Annotated in this window: 15 protein-coding genes; all 15 read left to right on the top strand. The window is 38.4% G+C overall.

The features are described 5' to 3' along the window. The first annotated feature begins 60 nt into the window (after positions 1 to 60). Positions 61 to 921 (top strand): LysR family transcriptional regulator, encoded by an 861-nt coding sequence (locus tag PSR12_RS05030; RefSeq protein ID WP_221683425.1) that lies wholly within the window; start codon positions 61 to 63, stop codon positions 919 to 921. Between the two features lie 287 nt (positions 922 to 1,208). Next, entirely contained in the window at positions 1,209 to 2,612 is a 1,404-nt protein-coding gene (locus PSR12_RS05035) for a YfcC family protein (RefSeq protein WP_274771894.1), read from the top strand. Between the two features lie 12 nt (positions 2,613 to 2,624). Continuing rightward, entirely contained in the window at positions 2,625 to 3,776 is a 1,152-nt protein-coding gene (locus PSR12_RS05040; protein ID WP_221683427.1) for a M20 metallopeptidase family protein, read from the top strand. A 33-nt stretch (positions 3,777 to 3,809) separates the two neighbouring features. Beyond that, complete coding sequence (locus tag PSR12_RS05045; protein ID WP_257521294.1) at positions 3,810 to 4,913, top strand: mandelate racemase/muconate lactonizing enzyme family protein; 1,104 nt, start codon at positions 3,810 to 3,812, stop codon at positions 4,911 to 4,913. A gap of 133 nt (positions 4,914 to 5,046) precedes the next feature. Beyond that, complete coding sequence (gene recG / locus PSR12_RS05050; protein WP_274771895.1) at positions 5,047 to 7,092, top strand: ATP-dependent DNA helicase RecG; 2,046 nt, start codon at positions 5,047 to 5,049, stop codon at positions 7,090 to 7,092. 132 nt (positions 7,093 to 7,224) lie between these two features. Continuing rightward, the gene (gene fapR / locus PSR12_RS05055) at positions 7,225 to 7,797 is read left to right on the top strand and encodes a transcription factor FapR (protein ID WP_202341667.1); all 573 of its coding nucleotides are present in this window, start codon (positions 7,225 to 7,227) and stop codon (positions 7,795 to 7,797) included. Between the two features lie 2 nt (positions 7,798 to 7,799). Then, positions 7,800 to 8,792 carry a phosphate acyltransferase PlsX gene (gene plsX, locus PSR12_RS05060; RefSeq protein WP_274771896.1) on the top strand — a complete coding sequence of 331 codons (993 nt, stop codon included), beginning with the start codon at positions 7,800 to 7,802 and terminating at the stop codon, positions 8,790 to 8,792. A gap of 18 nt (positions 8,793 to 8,810) precedes the next feature. Further along, the gene (gene fabD, locus PSR12_RS05065) at positions 8,811 to 9,764 is read left to right on the top strand and encodes an ACP S-malonyltransferase (RefSeq protein ID WP_274771897.1); all 954 of its coding nucleotides are present in this window, start codon (positions 8,811 to 8,813) and stop codon (positions 9,762 to 9,764) included. Beyond that, positions 9,757 to 10,503: a 3-oxoacyl-[acyl-carrier-protein] reductase gene (gene fabG, locus PSR12_RS05070; protein WP_274771898.1), complete on the top strand. Its 747-nt coding sequence runs from the start codon at positions 9,757 to 9,759 to the stop codon at positions 10,501 to 10,503. Before fabD ends, fabG begins: the two co-directional genes overlap by 8 nt. Positions 10,504 to 10,561: 58 nt before the next feature. After that, positions 10,562 to 10,798, top strand: coding sequence for an acyl carrier protein (gene acpP, locus PSR12_RS05075; RefSeq protein WP_009371143.1), 237 nt, complete (start codon positions 10,562 to 10,564; stop codon positions 10,796 to 10,798). 388 nt (positions 10,799 to 11,186) lie between these two features. Next, positions 11,187 to 11,951, top strand: coding sequence for a ribonuclease III (gene rnc, locus PSR12_RS05080; RefSeq protein ID WP_012293239.1), 765 nt, complete (start codon positions 11,187 to 11,189; stop codon positions 11,949 to 11,951). A gap of 3 nt (positions 11,952 to 11,954) precedes the next feature. Further along, on the top strand, positions 11,955 to 15,536 hold the full coding sequence (gene smc / locus PSR12_RS05085; RefSeq protein ID WP_274771901.1) for a chromosome segregation protein SMC: 3,582 nt from the start codon (positions 11,955 to 11,957) through the stop codon (positions 15,534 to 15,536). Then, positions 15,533 to 16,810, top strand: a complete 1,278-nt coding sequence (ftsY, locus tag PSR12_RS05090) for a signal recognition particle-docking protein FtsY (RefSeq protein ID WP_274771903.1) — start codon at positions 15,533 to 15,535, stop codon at positions 16,808 to 16,810. Before smc ends, ftsY begins: the two co-directional genes overlap by 4 nt. A 295-nt stretch (positions 16,811 to 17,105) precedes the next feature. Continuing rightward, positions 17,106 to 17,441 (top strand): putative DNA-binding protein, encoded by a 336-nt coding sequence (locus PSR12_RS05095; protein WP_054550507.1) that lies wholly within the window; start codon positions 17,106 to 17,108, stop codon positions 17,439 to 17,441. Between the two features lie 12 nt (positions 17,442 to 17,453). After that, the gene (gene ffh, locus PSR12_RS05100; protein ID WP_048391641.1) at positions 17,454 to 18,812 is read left to right on the top strand and encodes a signal recognition particle protein; all 1,359 of its coding nucleotides are present in this window, start codon (positions 17,454 to 17,456) and stop codon (positions 18,810 to 18,812) included. Positions 18,813 to 18,904: the final 92 nt, after the last annotated feature.

Below are 18,904 nucleotides of genomic sequence, written 5' to 3' on the forward strand. Positions count from 1 at the left end.
AATTAAATTTTAATAAGGGAATGTATTTATCTTAATTATATAGCAGGGACGTGAATAGAGATGGATTTGCGTAATTTGAAAACATTTCATGTTGTTTCAACTTACCTCAACTTTACAAAAGCGGCTGAAATTTTAAATTATAGCCAGCCTACAATTAGCCAACAGATTAAAGCGTTAGAGGAAGAGTTAGGGCATATCTTAATTAATCGAATGGGCAAGAAAATGTTTCTTTCTCAAGTAGGAAAAATAGTAAAGGAACATACAGATCAATTATTTGGGATTATTGAAGAAATGGAACAGGATTTGAAGAATTTCGAAAAGCCATTTGGTCATTTGACAATCGCTGCACCAGAGTTTTATTGTGGCTATTATTTATCGCATATTATCGGCTCGTTTTTAAAACAGTACCCTCAGGTAAACCTAAAACTTCTTTGTGCCAATAGTAAAGAAACAGCCAAACTTGTGAGTTCAAATCAAGCAGATATAGGTTTTGTAGCTGGACACCCTAGTTACGCTGGTGTAGAGGGGATTTTATTGGAGGAAGAGGATTTAGTATTGGTTGGAAATCCGCTTATTATAAAGGATCGTAATGTGCAGGAAATATTCGATGATTATCCCTTTATAACCTATGGAATGGATGACTGTATTGTCAGCTGCCTGCAAGAAATTAAGTGTAAGCCACAAACAGTAGTGGAATTTGGAAGCGAGGAAGCAATTAAGAGAGCAGTATTGGAACAAGTGGGTCTAGCCTTGTTGAGTGATATTATTATACAAAAAGAGGTAACCAAAGGGAGTCTTCAAGTTCTGTACCGATTCCCTAAAAAGTTACCTACCTATTTAATTTTTCCACAAAATGCTAAAACATTTAGTAATGTAAGCACATTTATTGATTTAGTTAAAGATACTTGGAAAACAATTTAATTAGTTTGTATATCGAAAAATGAAAAGAATGTTGCAGCCTGGTGAAACCGCAGGGATGTAACGTTCTTTTTCATTTTTGGATGTATCCCGATGAATTTATATGTAAATTTATCAATAGTAACTATTTAAAATAGTAATTTTTTATTTATTTTTTTATCAATTACAATGAATAAGACGGAAATTTCAAAAAAAGGGGATGGCTTTTTATGTTGGAGAGATATGTTACGCATTGATAGTGGTCATGAAAATTTGTTTTTAATCAATGATTCAACTAAGGAGGATGGCGAATGAGTAAATTTATAGCTAATAAAGAAATAGAGCAACAAAAAGGAATTAATGTTTATGTGTTAATCTTTTGCCTTATTGTTGTATCATCCATTTTAACGTATTTTATTCCAGCTGGTTCATTTCAACGGGAAGAAGTTAATGGACGTCAAGTGATTCAACCTGGGACATTTAGTTTTACAGATATGAACCCCATTGGCTTTTTAGATATTTTTAGCAGTGTACATTCTGGCATGATGCAAGGAGCAAGTATTATTTTCTTCGTATTGATAGTAGGAGGTACCTTTGGAATACTATCAGCCACAGGAGCATTAGAATCCTTTATCGCCATGCTATCTGTAAAAATGGCTAAACGCGAAATGTTAATAATACCAGTATTAATGTTGTTTTTCGCCTGTGCTGGGTCATTAATGGGGATGTCTGATGAAACGATTGTATATGTAGGGATTCTTGCACCGCTTGCTGTTGCCCTAGGGTTTGATGCAATTACAGGTTTTGCTATTGTTATTCTTGGTGCATCTGTCGGATTTTCGGCAGCTGTTATGAATCCGTTTACAGTAGGAATAGCACAAGAGATTGCGGGCTTGCCTTTATTTTCGGGAGTTGCTTTTCGAATTGTCATTTTTATTGTCTTATACACAGTAGCAACAATATATGTTTATCGCTATGCAAAAAAAGTGAAAAACAATCCTGAACTTGGATTTTATGGAAATTTCCGCAATGATGAGGGTGATTTCGTACAGGGGAATTCGAAAATGGAAATCAGACATAAGCTTGTTATGGCTACATTTCTTTTGAATTTTATCGTATTGATGTACGGGGTTGTAAAACTAGGTTGGTACATTACTGAAATAGCTGGTTTATTTTTATTGTTTGGTATTTTAATGGGGATTATTGGCAAATTATCACCTTCGCATATTGCTAATTCATTTATGAAGGGTGCAGGGGATTTAGTTGGTGGCGCTCTTATCATTGGGTTAGCTCAGTCTATTTTAGTGATTTTCAATAACTCAGGATTGATTGATACAATTCTCTTTTACACATCTGCATTACTTGATTCAGTTCCACCTGTACTAAATGCAGTAGGGATGTTTATTTTTCAGTTATTTTTAAATTTTTTAGTACCATCAGGAAGTGGACAGGCTGCCTTAACGATGCCAATTATGGCGCCTTTATCAGATATGATTGGTGTTACAAGACAAACAGCCGTACTTGCCTATCAATTTGGAGATGGTATGTCGAATATTATTTTCCCAACAGTAGGTTTTTTAATGGCGGGATTATCAATTGCGGGTATCCCTTGGGGTAAATGGATAAAGTGGATTTTTCCGTTTATGCTTATTCAAGTAACAGTTGCGGTAATATCGCTCATCATTGCACAAGTCATACAATACGGACCTTTCTAAAGGAGTTTAACAATGGAAATAATGAATATAAAAAAATTAACAGAAAAGGCAATAGAGGATCGCCGTCATCTGCACCAATACCCAGAGCTTTCTGGGGAAGAATACGAAACAAGTGCGTTTATTCGCAAAAGACTAGAGGAGTTAGATATAGAAATTCTAGATTATGAGCCTCCAGGTGTAGTGGCATTTATAAAAGGGACAAAGGGAACAAAAACTATTGCATTACGTGCCGATATAGATGCCTTACCTATAAAAGAAGAGGGAGACAAACCGTACATTTCAGACAGGCAAGGTGTTGCTCATATGTGTGGCCATGATGGTCATACTGCGATTTTATTAGCAGTTGCAACATGGGTAAGCTTAAATAGAGAGAAAATCGAGCCGAATATCAAGCTTATATTTCAATCGGCAGAGGAAATCACCCCAAGTGGTGCTGATTTATTAATTCAAAAAGGTGTGTTGGAAGATGTAGATGCTATTTTTGGCATTCACTTATGGCAAGGTTTAGAGAAAGGAAAGATAGGTTTAACACATGGGCCGATGATGGCTTCTATTGATGATTTTGAAATTATAATTCAAGGGTATGGTGGCCATGGATCAATGCCACATGAAACAATTGATCCTATTTATATAGCCAGCCATTTAATGCAAGCTTTTCAAAGTATCATAAGTAGAAATGTCAATCCTATCGATGCGGGTGTCATTACAGTTGGTAATATACAAGCGGGAACCACTTATAATATTATTCCTGATACAGCAAAATTAACTGGAACGATCAGAGCATTGACACCGAACACTGTAAAAATCATTAAAACGAAAATGGTAAGTTTAACAGAAGGAATTTGCCGAGCATTTGGAGCAGAAGGAAAAATCGATTTTATTTTAGGAACACCTCCGCTCGTCAATGATCCAACACAATCGCGATTTATTGAATCGATTGTACGGGAACAATTTGGAGATACCGCATTTAAGGTAGTCGAACCAGTCATGGGTGGAGAAGATTTTTCTTATTATTTACAACATAAGCCTGGAGCATTTGTTTTTGTAGGTATGGGTGGTGACAAAAGCCAATATCCACACCATCATCCACGATTTGATCTAGATGAAGATGTTTTCCCTGATGCGATTCAACTATTTATAAATATTATCTTGCAACATAAATAATCAGACTATTTATACGAAAAGGAGTTTTACATCGTGATAAAAAAGATTGAAGTGTTTGCAGCACGTTTACAATTAAAGGAACCATTCGTTATTTCTTATGTTCATTTAGATGATATGCCAACTATTCTTACCAGAATAGAGACGGATGAGGGTGTAGTTGGCTGGGGCGAAGCTGTGCCTGATCAAAATGTGACGGGTGAAACTTGGGAGAGCACGTATCACGTTATTAAACATGAATTAGCACCATTATTGATTAATGAAGATCCATTTGCAGTAGATCGTATTCATAAAAAGTTTAATGAAAAAATTGATGGAGTCCCTTCAGCAAAAGCCGCATTGGACATTGCGCTCTATGATTTAATGGGGAAAATGACTGGTCAACCAGTTTATCAATTAATTGGTGGAAAAGCACATGAGGAATTACAGGTGCCAAGAGTAATTAGTATTAAGAGTCCAGAGGAAATGGCTCAAGATGCAAGTGAATTTGTAAAATCGGGTTTCCGTAATATTAAAATTAAGGTTGGTACAAATGCTGATTTAGATATTGCTCGTATTCGTGCGGTAAGAGAAGCAATAGGTGATGAGGTGCAACTGCGGGTAGATGCCAATCAAGGTTGGAATAGGATGGAGACACTAAAAGTAATTAGAGAAACTACAACTTGTCATGTAGATTGGTACGAGCAACCAGTAAAAGCACATGATTTAAGAGCGTTAAAAGAAATTAGAGCCCTTTCACCTTGTAGTATTATGGTAGACGAGGGTGTTCATACTATTTATGATTTAGTCGATGTCATAGAAATGCGTGCTGCGGATATGCTAAATATAAAATTGATGAAATCAGGTGGAATCTATCCAGCTCTAGCTCTTGCAAGTCTTGCGGAGGCTGCAGAGATGCCTTGTCAAGTAGGCTCTATGGTTGAATCAGCAATCGGAACAATGGCTGGGGCACACCTAGCCATCAGTAAGTCGATAATCCATACAAACGAGATGGTCGGACCATTAATGTTTGTAAAAGATGTGGCAAATGTTACATACTATAAAGACATCCTGCAGTTAAGCGATAAAGCTGGATTAGGAATAGAAGTTGATGAGCAATATGTGAAAGAAATTACATGTTTCTCCTGTGAAATTAAATAATCAAAAGCTTAACCCTATCAATCATTGGTAGGGTTTTTGCTTATGTGTAGGGTTAGTGAAATAATTTATGGTAAATTAGATAGAGAGAGTATAACACTACATAAACAATCAATGAAGGGAGTTGTGGGATAAGATGACTGAATTATATGGACCCGTCAATGAATTAAAAGGCGTCGGGAAAGAAACAGCAGCCCATCTTGAATCACTAGGAATCAATACAATAGCTGATTTATTATGGACGTTCCCACATCGACATGAAGATTTTCGTTTAAAAGATTTAGCACAAACACCACATAACGAACGGGTTACAGTTGAGTGTAAGGTGGAGCGGGAGCCTACGATTTTATTTTTAGGTCGCAATAAGTCAAGACTCCAAGTAACTGTTTTAGCAGGAAGACATTTAGTGAAAGTCGTATTTTTCAATCAGGGCTATTTAAAGCAAAAGCTTGTACCTGGTTCCATTATTACGGTGACTGGTAAATGGGATCGTGGTAGACAAGTAATCAATGGCACTTCAGTTACATTTGGTCCTAAAACAGATCAAGTTGACTTTGAGCCTGTCTATAGTCTGAAAGGTTTGATCCCCCAAAAAAGATTTCGAAAATATATGCGACAAGTGTTAGACGATTGTGGGGAAGTACTGCCAGAGACCATTCCATATTATTTACAAGAGTCGTATAAGCTTGTTTCAATAAGAGAGGGCTTGGAGGGTATTCATTTTCCACTGAATGCTGAACATGCTAAACAAGCAAGGAGACGCTTTGCCTATGAGGAGCTATTAAATTTCCAATTGCGTATTCAAGCTTTACGGAAAATAAGGAAGGATAGTGAACACGGTACAGTTATTCAATTTAATGTGCATAAGTTACGAGATTTTATCGCTTCCTTACCCTATGAATTAACGAATGCTCAAAAGCGCGTGGTGAATGAAATTTGTAAGGATTTGAAGGAACCACATCGAATGAATCGCTTGCTACAAGGGGATGTAGGTTCAGGTAAAACCGTCGTAGCAGCAATAGGGCTATATGCGGCCGTAACAGCAGGTTTTCAAGGCGCCTTAATGGCACCAACTGAAATATTAGCGGAACAGCACTTAGAGAATTTGAAAGAATGGTTCCAACCATTTGGCGTTCGTGTTGCACTCTTATCCGGATCCACTAAAACAAAAGAGCGACGTGCGATATTAGCTGATTTGGCAAATGGAGATCTTGATATTGTTATTGGTACACATGCACTAATCCAGCCAGATGTTATTTTTCATAAACTTGGCTTTGTCATCACGGATGAACAGCATCGCTTTGGTGTGGAGCAACGACGTATTTTGCGTGATAAAGGGGAGAATCCCGATGTGCTTTTTATGACAGCTACCCCGATACCACGAACATTAGCTATTACTGCATTTGGGGAAATGGACGTATCGATGATTGATGAAATGCCAGCAGGGCGTAAGCAGATTGAAACGCATTGGATGAAGAAAGAACAATTCGGCTCCGTTTTATCTAAGCTAGAATTAGAGTTAGCGGCTGGAAGACAAGCCTATGCGATTTGTCCGCTTATTGAGGAATCCGATAAGCTTGATGTTCAGAATGCTGTGGAAATTTATGAGCAGCTAGCGACTTATTTTAAAGAACGTTATCATGTCGGTTTAATGCATGGGCGTTTATCAGCTGATGAAAAAGATGCGGTTATGCGTGCTTTTAGTGAAGGGACTATTCAAGTTTTAGTTTCTACAACCGTTGTAGAGGTAGGAGTAAATGTACCAAACGCTACCTTTATGATTGTCTATGATGCTGAACGCTTTGGCTTAGCACAGTTGCATCAGCTTCGAGGTCGCGTTGGTCGTGGTGAGCACCAATCATACTGTATTTTACTTGCAGATCCTAAGTCTGAAGAGGGGAAAGAACGTATGCAATCGATGACAGAAACAAATGATGGTTTCCGTTTAGCTGAAAAAGATCTTGAATTAAGGGGGCCAGGAGACTTTTTTGGTAGAAAGCAAAGTGGTTTACCTGATTTTAAAATAGCTGATTTAGTACATGATTATCGTATATTGGAGACCGCTAGAAAAGATGCCTCAGAAATGCTTGAAACAAAAGCGTTTTGGCAGGATGACGACTATCAATACTTGCGTAAAATGCTAGAAGATACTGGTGTTTTACAAGGAGAGCGCTTCGATTAATGTGGGAAGCTTGTTAGCAAAGAAAGAGTGTAAGTACTTGATTTCAAAACAAGTCTTGCATTCTTTTTTTATACTCTATATACTGATATTAGTACCAAGTGCTAATAACAACTCAAAAGGTGGCGAATGAAGTTGAGACGAACGAAAAAAGAGCGACAGCGACTACTATCTGAAACGATAGCTGAAAATCCATTCGTCACAGATGAACAGCTAGCAACACAGTTTCAGGTAAGTGTCCAAACAATTCGTTTAGACCGTATGGAATTATCAATACCAGAATTACGCGAGCGAATTAAAGACGTTGCTTCAAAAAGCTATGAAAATGAAGTGAAATCTCTCCCGATTGATGAGGTCATTGGGGAGATAGTAGATATTGAATTAGATCATCGAGCACTCTCGATTTTTGATGTACAAGAAGAGCATGTTTTTCAGCGTAATGGCATCGCACGTGGGCATCATTTGTTTGCGCAAGCAAATTCATTAGCGGTTGCAGTAATTGATGACGAACTAGCATTAACCGTACATTCCAATATTACGTTTGTGAAACCTGTACGAGCTGGAAATCGTGTTATTACAAAAGCGATTGTTATCGGACGAGATGAACAAACACATCGAACAAAAGTTGAGGTAACATCTACCGTTAATGGTGAAACCGTTTTTGTTGGTGAGTTTGATATGTACCGCACGAAAGGTAAAGGTGAGTAACAATGAAATTAGCGCTTGATGGAATGGGTGGAGACAATGCACCAAAATCAGTTGTTGAAGGTGCACTTTTAGCATTAGAGCAAATTCCAAACTTAGAAATTCAACTATATGGTCATCAAGATAAGCTGGAACCATTTTTAAAACAACATGATCGATTAAAGGTTATACATTGTGAGGAAGTAGTAGAAGGAACTGATGATCCTGCCCGTGCTGTTCGTAGAAAAAAAGATTCTTCAATGGCGCGTATGATGGATGCTGTTGAAGAGGGTAAAGCAGATGCTTGCCTTTCTGCAGGCAATACAGGGGCCCTGATGGCGGGTGGCCTATTTAAAGTAGGTCGCATTGAGGGAATAGCCAGACCAGCATTAGCTACAACGCTACCAACATTAGACGGTAAAGGGTTTTTAATGCTTGATTTAGGGGCGAATGCAGATGCTCGCCCAGAGCATTTAGTGCAATATGCCATTATGGGAGATATTTATGCTAAAAAGGTTGGAGGTTTACAAAAACCTCGAATTGGCTTATTAAATATCGGTACCGAGGATAAAAAAGGGAATGAATTAACAAAAGCTACCTTCGAATTATTGAAAGAAGCAGATTTGAATTTTATTGGAAATGTAGAAGCACGTGATTTACTTGAAGGAGTAGCTGATGTTGTTGTAACAGATGGCTTTACAGGAAATATGGTGTTGAAGTCTATTGAAGGGACAGCAGGTGCTTTATTTTCTATGTTAAAAGAGGCCTTTATGTCTTCAACGAAAACGAAAATTTCAGCAGCGCTCATGAAAAATAATTTACGTGACTTAAAAAATAAAATGGACTATACAGAATATGGTGGCGCAGGATTGTTTGGCTTACAAGCACCTGTTATTAAGGCACATGGATCATCAAATGCAAAAGCGATTTTCAGTGCCATTCGACAAGCCAATACGATGGTAGAGCATACGGTTATTTCGACGATTACCGAGACAGTACGCCACATAGAAATTGATTAAGCAAAGGAGATTATTCAAATGACAAAAATAGCATTTATTTTTCCAGGACAGGGTTCACAAGTAGTTGGAATGGGTCAAGAGTTTGTTGAGAATGCTGCAGAAAGTAAAGCATTTTATGATCGCGCAGATCAAGCTCTTCAATTTGAATTATCTAAATTAATGTTAGAAGGTCCAGCAGAAGAGTTAACACTGACATATCATGCACAGCCAGCACTACTTACTACTGGTGTAATGGTGGCTGAAAAGTTACGCGCAGCAGGTATAAAACCACACTACGCAGCGGGCCATTCACTTGGAGAATATGGTGCATTGGTGTTAGCAGGTGTTATGTCATTTGATGATGCCGTGTCAATTGTGCATAAACGAGGTCTTTATATGAATGAAGCTGTGCCAGCAGGACAAGGCGCAATGGCGGCAATTTTAGGAATGGAACTAGAGGCATTGAACGAGGTAACAGAGCAGGTATCAGCATCAGGTGACTCTGTTCAGGTGGCTAATGTGAATTGTCCAGGACAAATTGTTATTTCGGGCACTAAAGAAGGTGTGGATAAAGCAAGCGTTGCTGCTAAAGAAGCTGGAGCAAAACGAGCAATACCTTTAGTTGTAAGTGGTCCCTTCCACTCTGATTTAATGCGTCCATCTTCAGAGAAACTGCAAGCAGCATTGGCAGAGATCTCTTTATCTGCACCTAAAATTCCTGTAATTGGCAATGTGATGGCGAAGGAATTAAAAGATGTAGCAGCAATACAACAAGAGCTAGTTGAACAGGTATACAGTGCTGTTCAATGGGAAGCTTCTATGCGTGAAATGCTTGCGCAAGGTGTTGACGTTTTTATCGAATGTGGACCTGGTAAAGTATTAAGCGGTCTCTTGAAAAAAATTGATCGCTCTGTTGCAGCTTATTGTGTGTATGATGAAGCTTCGTTAGAAGCAGTTTTAGAAGCGTCGAAGGAGTGGTCAATCAATGCGTAAATTAGAAGGAAAAGTAGCCGTTGTAACAGGAGCTTCAAGAGGGATTGGACGTGCTATTGCTTTAAAGCTTTCAGATGAAGGTGCTAAGGTTGTTGTGAACTATAGTGGCTCTCAGGCAAAAGCAGAAGAAGTAGTAGCGATGATTCAAGAAAATGGTGGCGAAGCAATTGCTGTACAAGCTAGCATCTCTCAAACAGAAGAAGTGACAGCATTAATGGATGCTGCTGTGAAAACATACGGCTCCCTTGATATTTTAGTGAATAATGCTGGTATTACAAGAGATAACTTGATCATGCGTATGAAAGAAGACGAATGGGATGATGTATTAAATACAAACCTTAAAGGTGTTTTCCTTTGTACGAAAGCGGTCACACGTCAAATGATGAAGCAACGTGCAGGTCGCATTATTAATATTTCTTCCATCGTTGGTGTAGCAGGTAATGCTGGTCAAGCGAACTATGTTGCGGCTAAAGCAGGTGTAATTGGACTAACGAAAACGACGGCAAAGGAATTAGCTTCTCGTAATATTTTAGTTAATGCTATTGCACCAGGTTTTATCGAAACAGAAATGACAGAACAATTGCCAGAGGATATCAAACAAGGTATGCTAACACAGATTCCTCTTGCGAAACTTGGTCAGCCAGAGGATATTGCAAAAGCAGTAGCTTTCTTAGCATCGGATGACGCAAATTATATGACTGGACAAACGCTTCATATTGATGGCGGTATGGTCATGTAATTTCAATTAGGCATATACGCTGATTTTTTGTATAATCATTTGAGGGGAGGTGAATCATTTGTCTACAGTATTAGAACGCGTAACAAAAGTAATCGTGGACCGTTTAGGTGTGGAAGAAAGCGAAGTAACGCTTGAAGCTTCTTTCCGTGATGATTTAGGTGCTGACTCATTAGACGTAGTTGAGCTTGTAATGGAGCTTGAAGACGAATTCGATATGGAAATTTCTGATGAAGATGCTGAAAAAATCTCAACAGTAGGTACTGCAATCTCATACATCGAAAGTAAATTAAACTAATTTCGTTTAAACTTTATTTAGTGAAAATAGATCACCTCTAATGGTGTAATGGTCATCGTAATCATACAATGGTTTTATGGTAGCTTGAATAAAGTAGAAATTACTTTTTCTGCATTCCTTGTTTGAAGGAGCAGATTCAATGAATGAAGATGTATTTAAAGGGGACGAAATGGATCGGTTTTCGATCTATTAACGTCCCTTTTTTATGTTAAAAATCTAATGACCAGTCAGCTTCAAAATGCTCTCTAATGGGAGATGCAAGCTGAATTAAGAGGGATTTTCGGAAAAATTTCCAAAACATTGTGTTTAAGCCGAAATACTTTTGCATAAACGCCCTGAAAAAGGTACACTAAAACGGTAGAAACTATTAGGAAGGCAGATTTGTTCAATGGCTATGAAAAGAAAAGGAACTATGCAGAAATCTGGCGTACTTCCTGAAAAAGTACGCAACCAATTTGAGCTGTTACAGCATGAATTAAATATCACATTTATTAATAAAAATTTATTGTACCAAGCATTCACGCATTCATCTTATGTGAATGAGCATCGCCGTAAATTATTTACGGATAATGAGCGTCTTGAATTTTTAGGAGACGCAGTACTTGAACTGTCTGTTTCTAAATATCTTTTTGAGAAATACCCAAATATGAGCGAGGGTGAGTTAACAAAGCTAAGAGCTTCCATTGTATGTGAGCCATCACTAGTGATTTTTGCTAACGAGCTAGGCTTTGGACGCTTTGTATTACTTGGAAAAGGTGAGGAATTAACAGGTGGTCGGGAACGTCCAGCGCTGCTTGCAGATGTCTTTGAGTCATTTGTAGGTGCACTCTATTTAGATCAAGATTTACAAACGGTCGTGTCATTTTTAGAACGAATCGTGTTCCCAAAAGTAGAAGTCGGTGCTTTTTCGCATGTGATGGATTTTAAAAGTCAATTGCAAGAAATGGTACAGCAAACGAATAATGGACTTCTTCATTATGAGATTATCGATGAAAAAGGCCCAGCACATAATCGTACCTTTGTATCAAGCGTATTATTAAATGGACAAGAGCTTGGTATTGGTCGTGGAAAATCAAAAAAAGAAGCCGAGCAGCAAGCTGCACAATGTGCAATGCGGATGATGCGTGAAGAAGCTGCAAAAGAGGAGGCTTAATAGATGTTCCTAAAACGACTAGAAGTGATTGGCTTTAAATCTTTTGCGGAACGCATTGGAATTGATTTTGTACCTGGTGTTACAGCCGTTGTTGGACCAAATGGCAGTGGAAAAAGTAATGTCACAGATGCGATTCGTTGGGTACTTGGGGAGCAATCGGCAAAGTCGTTACGTGGAGCAAAGATGGAAGATGTTATTTTCGCTGGGAGTGACTCTCGTAAGCCACTCAACTTTGCAGAGGTAACACTTATTTTAGATAATACTGACGAGCAACTTGCTTTTTCTTATACAGAAGTCAGTGTAACAAGACGCGTATACCGTTCAGGTGATAGTGAATATTTATTAAATAACCAACAGTGTCGCCTGAAGGATATTACGGACTTGTTTATGGATTCAGGACTTGGGAAAGAGGCATTTTCAATTATCTCTCAAGGTCGTGTTGATGAGATTTTAAATAGTCGACCTGATGACCGACGTTCTATTTTTGAAGAGGCTGCTGGCGTTTTAAAGTATAAAATAAGAAAGAAAAAAGCGGAGCATAAGCTTGTTGAGACAGATGAAAATTTGTATCGTGTATTAGACATTCTCCATGAATTAGACAACCGATTAGAGCCACTTGAAATGCAGGCATCTAGTGCAAGAGATTATGTACAAATGTCTTCTGAGCTAAAGGATTTTGATATTGCAATTCTTGTGCATGATTTTAAAAATTGTGCACAATCTTTGCATGCGCTTAAAGAGGAATTTTCGAAGCTTTCTGCAACAGAGTTAGAACAAGCTCAAAGAATTTCAATGATTGATCAAAAGACCACCAACATACGTAAGCTATTAAAAGATCTAGATGATTATTTGGATGTGTCGCAGGCTGAGCTTGTCAATGCCACTATGGAGGTAGAGCGTTGGGATGGTCGTAAGGCATTGATGGCTGAAAAACGCCAAAATGCATCGAATCAACTACTACAGCTTAATACGACATTACAAGAGGCTAAGGTGGAAGTAGAATTACTCCTGGTTCAAGAACAGGAGAAAAAAGAAGTGTTTTCCGAGAAGCAACAAGCCGTATCAGTATTAAAGCAGAGCATCAAGCAGTTAGAACAATCATTAAATCGATCTGTGACAGAAATCGAGGAAGAAATAGAAAACTATAAAAATCGATATATTGATTCATTAAATGAAGAAGCAACAGTCAAGAATGAATTGAAAAATATCGATCAGCAATTAGCTCAACAAAAGGCAATGGCGGCAAAAATGTCCGATCAAACAGATGAAATTGGACAAGAGCTTATGCAAATCATTGCTGAAAAAGAAAAGCTAGTGGTTGAACATGCCTCGACAACCAATGATTTACAGAAAAAATTAGAGCAACATGAAACCTTACAAATACAGTTGAAAAATGTCAATATTTCCTTTGCTGAAAAGCAGGATATGTTGTACAAAGCGTATCAACACCAACAACAACTAAAGGCTAGAAAAGATACATTAGCTGAACTCGAAGCTGATTTTTCTGGGTTTTTCCAAGGTGTTAAAGAAGTCTTGCTTGCTCGAGATAAAGGTGATTTACAAGGTATTGAGGGTGCTGTAGCAGAGTTAATCCAAGTTGAAGGAAAGTATTCACAAGCGATTGAAACAGCTTTAGGTGCTGCCTCTCAACATATTGTCACAACCAATGAGCGCCATGCGCAACAGGCCATTCACTGGTTAAAACAAAAACGGGCTGGACGTGCTACTTTTTTACCGAAAACAGTCATGAAATCACGCAAAATTAATCCAGGAACTATTCAGCTAGCAACTGAACATCCTGCCTTTGTTCAAATGGCAGATGCACTTGTCACTTTTAATGAAGACAATCGAACAATTGTTGAAAATCTATTAGGGAATGTCATCGTGGCATCAAATTTAGAAGGTGCAAGTCAAATTGCCCGATTATGTGGTTTCCGATACCGAGTTGTCACACTTGAAGGAGATATTGTTAATGCAGGGGGTTCCTTAACAGGTGGTGCACTGAAACAGCAATCCTCACTCTTTACAAGAAAAGCAGAGTTAGATGATTTAATCATTAAGCTAGAATCGTTACAGGCTTCCATTTATAGTGCTGAACAGGCTGTTGCAGCCGAAAAAGAGAAGCTTGCAGTATTGCGAGATCAAGTAGAGCAATTAAAGCTTGAAGGAGAGCAATTACGAAAAGATGAGATGCAACAGTCAAGTCGTATTCGTGAGCTAGAAGTCGTAGAAAAAAGCTTATCGGCTAGAGTAACCTTTGCTTCAACTGAAACAAAAGATGTAAAAACACGTGAGGAAGCATTGTTAACACAAAAGCAAGCAGCGGAGGAGCGCTTAAATACCCTTGCTGTAGAACTTGTCGAAATCAATGAAACTGTCGAACAATTAAGTAAGGTAAAGTTACAGGGGGAGACAGAGAAAGATGTCTTACGAGAACAGCTTGCCGAAAAACGTTCACAGCTAGCGGTTATGCAAGAACAAATGTCACAAGTTCAAATTACGACTGCTGAACTGGCACTGCAATTAAACAAAGCACAACAAAAAGTTAAAAATATTTCTCAGGAAATAATGTGGCTTCAATCTGATGAATCGACAAATCATTTAAGTGATGAAGAGGTTGAGGAACAGGTTGTGACATGGAAAGCAAGAAGAGATGCCTTACAAGAGACTATTTCTGAAAAGAAAGAACAGAAAATAGGACAACAACAAGAACTCTCTACATTAGGAGAACAACTCAAGGAACTACAGCGTATTCATAAAGGATACCTTGAAGCAATTCGTGCCAATGAGTTAAAACGTAATCGTGTAGAATTTGAAATGGATAATTTTATCGAACAACTCGAAGAAAATTATCAGTTAACATTCGAAGAGGCTGAGAAAGAAGCTCTGGCAATAGAAGATGAAGAGTTTGTGCGAAGACGTGTTAAATTGTTAAAAAGATCCATTGAAGAGCTAGGACCTGTTAATTTAAGTGCGATTGAGGAATATGATAGAGTACTAGAACGTCATACTTTCTTAACTGAACAACGAGAGGACTTGCTTGCTGCACAGGAAACATTACATGAAGCAATCAAAGAAATGGATGAAGAAATGACGTTGCGCTTTAGTGAAACGTTTTACGCTATTAGAGAGCAATTTAAACGTGTTTTCCGTGAATTGTTTGGCGGGGGGCAAGCTGATTTGGTTTTAATTGACCCACAAAATTTATTGGAAACAGGCATTGAAATTGTAGCACAGCCTCCAGGGAAAAAATTACAGAATTTAAGTTTACTTTCTGGTGGGGAGCGTGCACTTACGGCCATTGCTTTACTATTCTCCATCTTAAATATTCGACCTGTACCATTTTGTATTCTGGATGAGGTAGAGGCGGCTTTAGATGAGGCGAACGTTGTGCGTTATAGCCAATATTTGAAAAAGTTTAGTCTCGACACACAATTCATTGTAATTACTCATCGTAAAGGAACAATGGAGGGAGCTGATGTCTTGTATGGTATAACAATGCAAGAATCAGGTGTGTCGAAACTTGTATCAGTAAAACTAGAAGATGAACCCGTACTTGCGGAGCAAAGGAGCGAACAAGCATGAGTTTTTTTAAACGTTTAAAAGATAAATTAATGGGTAATCCAGCAGAGGAAGAGAAGCTAGACCCAACAGACAAAGAACAGGAATCTGACCATTCGGAGCCAGAGCTTAAAGAATCAAACGAACCTGCTGCCATTGAGACCGTTGATCTAAAAGTGTCTGAACAAGATGAAGAATCACCAGAAATGGCGATTGTGAAAGAAGTCGAAGTGGAAGCCGAGCCCTCACCTGAAATAGAAGAAGCACAGCTAGATGTTCAGGAGCTAGCAGTAGTAGAGGATGAACCACTGGAAGAGAAAAAGCCTTCTGCTTGGTCAATAACACAAAAATTCAAGGCTGGTCTTGAAAAAACACGTAATTCCTTTACATCAAAAGTGAATGACCTTGTTGCACGCTATCGTAAAGTGGATGAGGATTTCTTTGAAGAATTAGAGGACTTACTATTACAGGCTGATGTTGGATTTGAAACTGTCATGGAACTCATGGATAAACTGCGTTATGAGGTGCAACGTAAAAATATTAAAGATACAAATGGCATCCAAGCAGTGATTTCTGAGAAGCTTGTAGAAATTTATGAGCAAGGTGAAGAAGATTTAATTGAACTAACTATGCAGCCAGATGGTGAACTAACTGTTATTCTATTTGTTGGCGTAAATGGTGTTGGGAAAACAACAACGATAGGTAAGCTAGCGCACCGTTTAAAATCTCAAGGGAAAACGGTTGTATTAGCTGCGGGTGATACGTTCCGTGCAGGTGCTATAGATCAATTGCAAGTATGGGGAGATCGTGTTGGTTGTGAGGTTATTAAACAATCAGAGGGCTCTGACCCAGCGGCAGTCATGTATGATGCGATTCGTGCAGCAAAAAACAGAAAAGCGGATGTGTTGATTTGTGATACAGCTGGACGCTTGCAGAACAAAGTGAACCTAATGAATGAGCTAGAAAAAGTTCATCGTGTTATTTCACGTGAAATTCCAAATGCTCCACATGAAGTATTATTAGCATTAGATGCTACAACTGGCCAAAATGCGCTTGTTCAAGCACAAACATTTAAAGAGGCAACGAATGTGACAGGAATTGTTTTAACAAAGCTAGACGGTACTGCTAAAGGGGGTATTGTTCTTGCTATTCGTAACAAGCTGCACATTCCTGTGAAATTTGTGGGTCTTGGTGAGAAAATGGATGATTTACAGCCATTTGATGCCGAACGATATGTCTATGGACTATTTGCTGATGGTTTGGATAAGGAACTACAAAATAATGATGAGAACAGCTAACAGTGGCTGAATAGTTTTATATTGATTGCCATTTATCTCTTCTCTATTGAGAAAGCTGGATGCTTAGTTTGCTTCAGTTTTTGAACAAAATTGGATAAAGTGACACTGACACGTAATAGATAAAGACGCTCGATTGTGTAGAGGTGAATTGACTTGTTTAAAAGAGTAATACTAGCCAAAGGCAAAAAACGCCTGAAAGCTGCAATTTAGGCTTTTAGACAAGGAGATTACCTTGACACAGACGGGCGCTTTTCGTTATGATACAAATGACTAATAGCGGGAGGAGAAACATTCGATGCTACTTGAAAAAACAACACGCATGAACTTTCTCTTCGACTTTTATCAAGCATTATTAACAGATAAGCAAAGAAGTTATATGGAGCTATACTATTTGGATGATAACTCTCTAGGAGAAATCGCTGAATCGTATGGTGTTTCACGCCAAGCTGTTTATGATAACATTCGTCGAACTGAAGCGATGCTTGAGGAATATGAAGAAAAATTATGTTTACTTGAAAAATTTCAACAACGTACCCAAATGCTGTTACAGCTAACACAGGGGATTACAGAAAAAAGTATGACAGCTGAAGAGCAGTTAGCACTTATTGAGCAGCTGAAAGAATGGGATTAGGAGGCGAAAGCAATGGCTTTTGAAGGATTAGCGGAACGACTCCAAGGAACGATCCAAAAGATTAAAGGCAAAGGAAAAGTATCTGAGCAAGACGTTAAAGAAATGATGCGAGAAGTCCGATTTGCTTTAATCGAGGCGGATGTTAACTTAAAAGTAGTCAAAGAATTCGTGAAAAAGGTAAGTGAACGTGCTGTTGGTGTTGATGTTATGCAAAGTTTAACACCAGGTCAGCAAGTTATTAAAATTGTACAGGATGAACTAACAGAATTAATGGGGGGCGAACAAAGTCCCATTAAGTTTAATACGAAGCCACCCACTGTCATTATGATGGTTGGTCTACAAGGTGCAGGTAAAACGACCACTACAGGTAAATTGGCAAATGTTCTACGAAAAAAATATAATCGTAAACCATTATTAGTTGCCGCTGACGTTTATCGTCCAGCAGCTGTCCAACAATTACAGACATTAGGAAAACAGTTATCACTACCTGTTTTTGCGTTAGGTACTGAGGTATCTCCTGTAGAAATTGCACGTCAGGCAATTGAATTGGCAAAGGAAGAGCATCATGATGTAGTGATTATCGATACAGCTGGTCGACTTCATATCGATGAAGACCTAATGCAAGAGTTAAAGGATATTCGTGCATTAAAAGAGCCAGATGAGGTTTTCCTAGTTGTTGACGCCATGACGGGTCAAGATGCAGTCAATGTAGCAGAAAGCTTTAATGAAGCAATCGGTATTACTGGGGTTGTTTTAACAAAACTTGACGGTGATACGCGTGGTGGTGCTGCATTATCTATCCGTTCTGTGACGCAAAAACCAATTAAATTTGTCGGGATGGGCGAAAAAATGGATGCGCTTGAACCATTCCATCCAGAGCGTATGGCATCTCGTATATTAGGTATGGGCGATGTTCTGTCACTTATCGAGAAGGCTCAGGCAAATGTAGATGAAGCCAAGGCAAAAGAATTAGAAGAAAAGTTTAAATCTCAAACATTCACTTTTGATGATTTTGTCGAGCAATTACAGCAAGTCAAGAAAATGGGCCCTCTTGATGAAATTTTAAAAATGCTACCAGGTGCTAACAAAATCAAAGGCTTAGATAATGTAAAAGTTGATGATAAGCAAATGGGGCGTGTAGAGGCCATTATTTACTCGATGACGCCTGCTGAAAAGACCAACCCAGAAATCATTAATGGTAGCCGTAAAAAGCGTATTGCGAAAGGCTCTGGGACATCTATTCAAGAGGTGAATCGTCTCATTAAACAATTCGATGAAATGAAAAAAATGATGAAGCAAATGACTGGAATGGCAAGTGGTAAAGGGAAGAAAAAAATGAAATTACCAGGCTTTGATTCATTGTTTAAATAATAATTTTTAGGTGTTAAGAAAAAACACTTTACAAACAACCTAAACATTGATAATATACTATCTTGTGTGAAACTTATTCGGAGGTGCTATTA

This window comes from Lysinibacillus sp. G01H, from assembly GCF_028872195.1.
Lineage (GTDB): Bacteria > Bacillota > Bacilli > Bacillales_A > Planococcaceae > Lysinibacillus > Lysinibacillus capsici.

Bases quoted from the DNA above. Each gene is read 5' to 3' on its own strand.
- PSR12_RS05030 (WP_221683425.1), top strand. From the start codon at position 61: ATGGATTTGCGTAATTTGAAAACATTTCATGTTGTTTCAACTTACCTC.
- PSR12_RS05035 (WP_274771894.1), top strand. From the start codon at position 1,209: ATGAGTAAATTTATAGCTAATAAAGAAATAGAGCAACAAAAAGGAATT.
- PSR12_RS05040 (WP_221683427.1), top strand. From the start codon at position 2,625: ATGGAAATAATGAATATAAAAAAATTAACAGAAAAGGCAATAGAGGAT.
- recG (WP_274771895.1), top strand. From the start codon at position 5,047: ATGACTGAATTATATGGACCCGTCAATGAATTAAAAGGCGTCGGGAAA.
- plsX (WP_274771896.1), top strand. From the start codon at position 7,800: ATGAAATTAGCGCTTGATGGAATGGGTGGAGACAATGCACCAAAATCA.
- fabD (WP_274771897.1), top strand. From the start codon at position 8,811: ATGACAAAAATAGCATTTATTTTTCCAGGACAGGGTTCACAAGTAGTT.
- fabG (WP_274771898.1), top strand. From the start codon at position 9,757: ATGCGTAAATTAGAAGGAAAAGTAGCCGTTGTAACAGGAGCTTCAAGA.
- rnc (WP_012293239.1), top strand. From the start codon at position 11,187: ATGGCTATGAAAAGAAAAGGAACTATGCAGAAATCTGGCGTACTTCCT.
- smc (WP_274771901.1), top strand. From the start codon at position 11,955: ATGTTCCTAAAACGACTAGAAGTGATTGGCTTTAAATCTTTTGCGGAA.
- ftsY (WP_274771903.1), top strand. From the start codon at position 15,533: ATGAGTTTTTTTAAACGTTTAAAAGATAAATTAATGGGTAATCCAGCA.
- PSR12_RS05095 (WP_054550507.1), top strand. From the start codon at position 17,106: ATGCTACTTGAAAAAACAACACGCATGAACTTTCTCTTCGACTTTTAT.
- ffh (WP_048391641.1), top strand. From the start codon at position 17,454: ATGGCTTTTGAAGGATTAGCGGAACGACTCCAAGGAACGATCCAAAAG.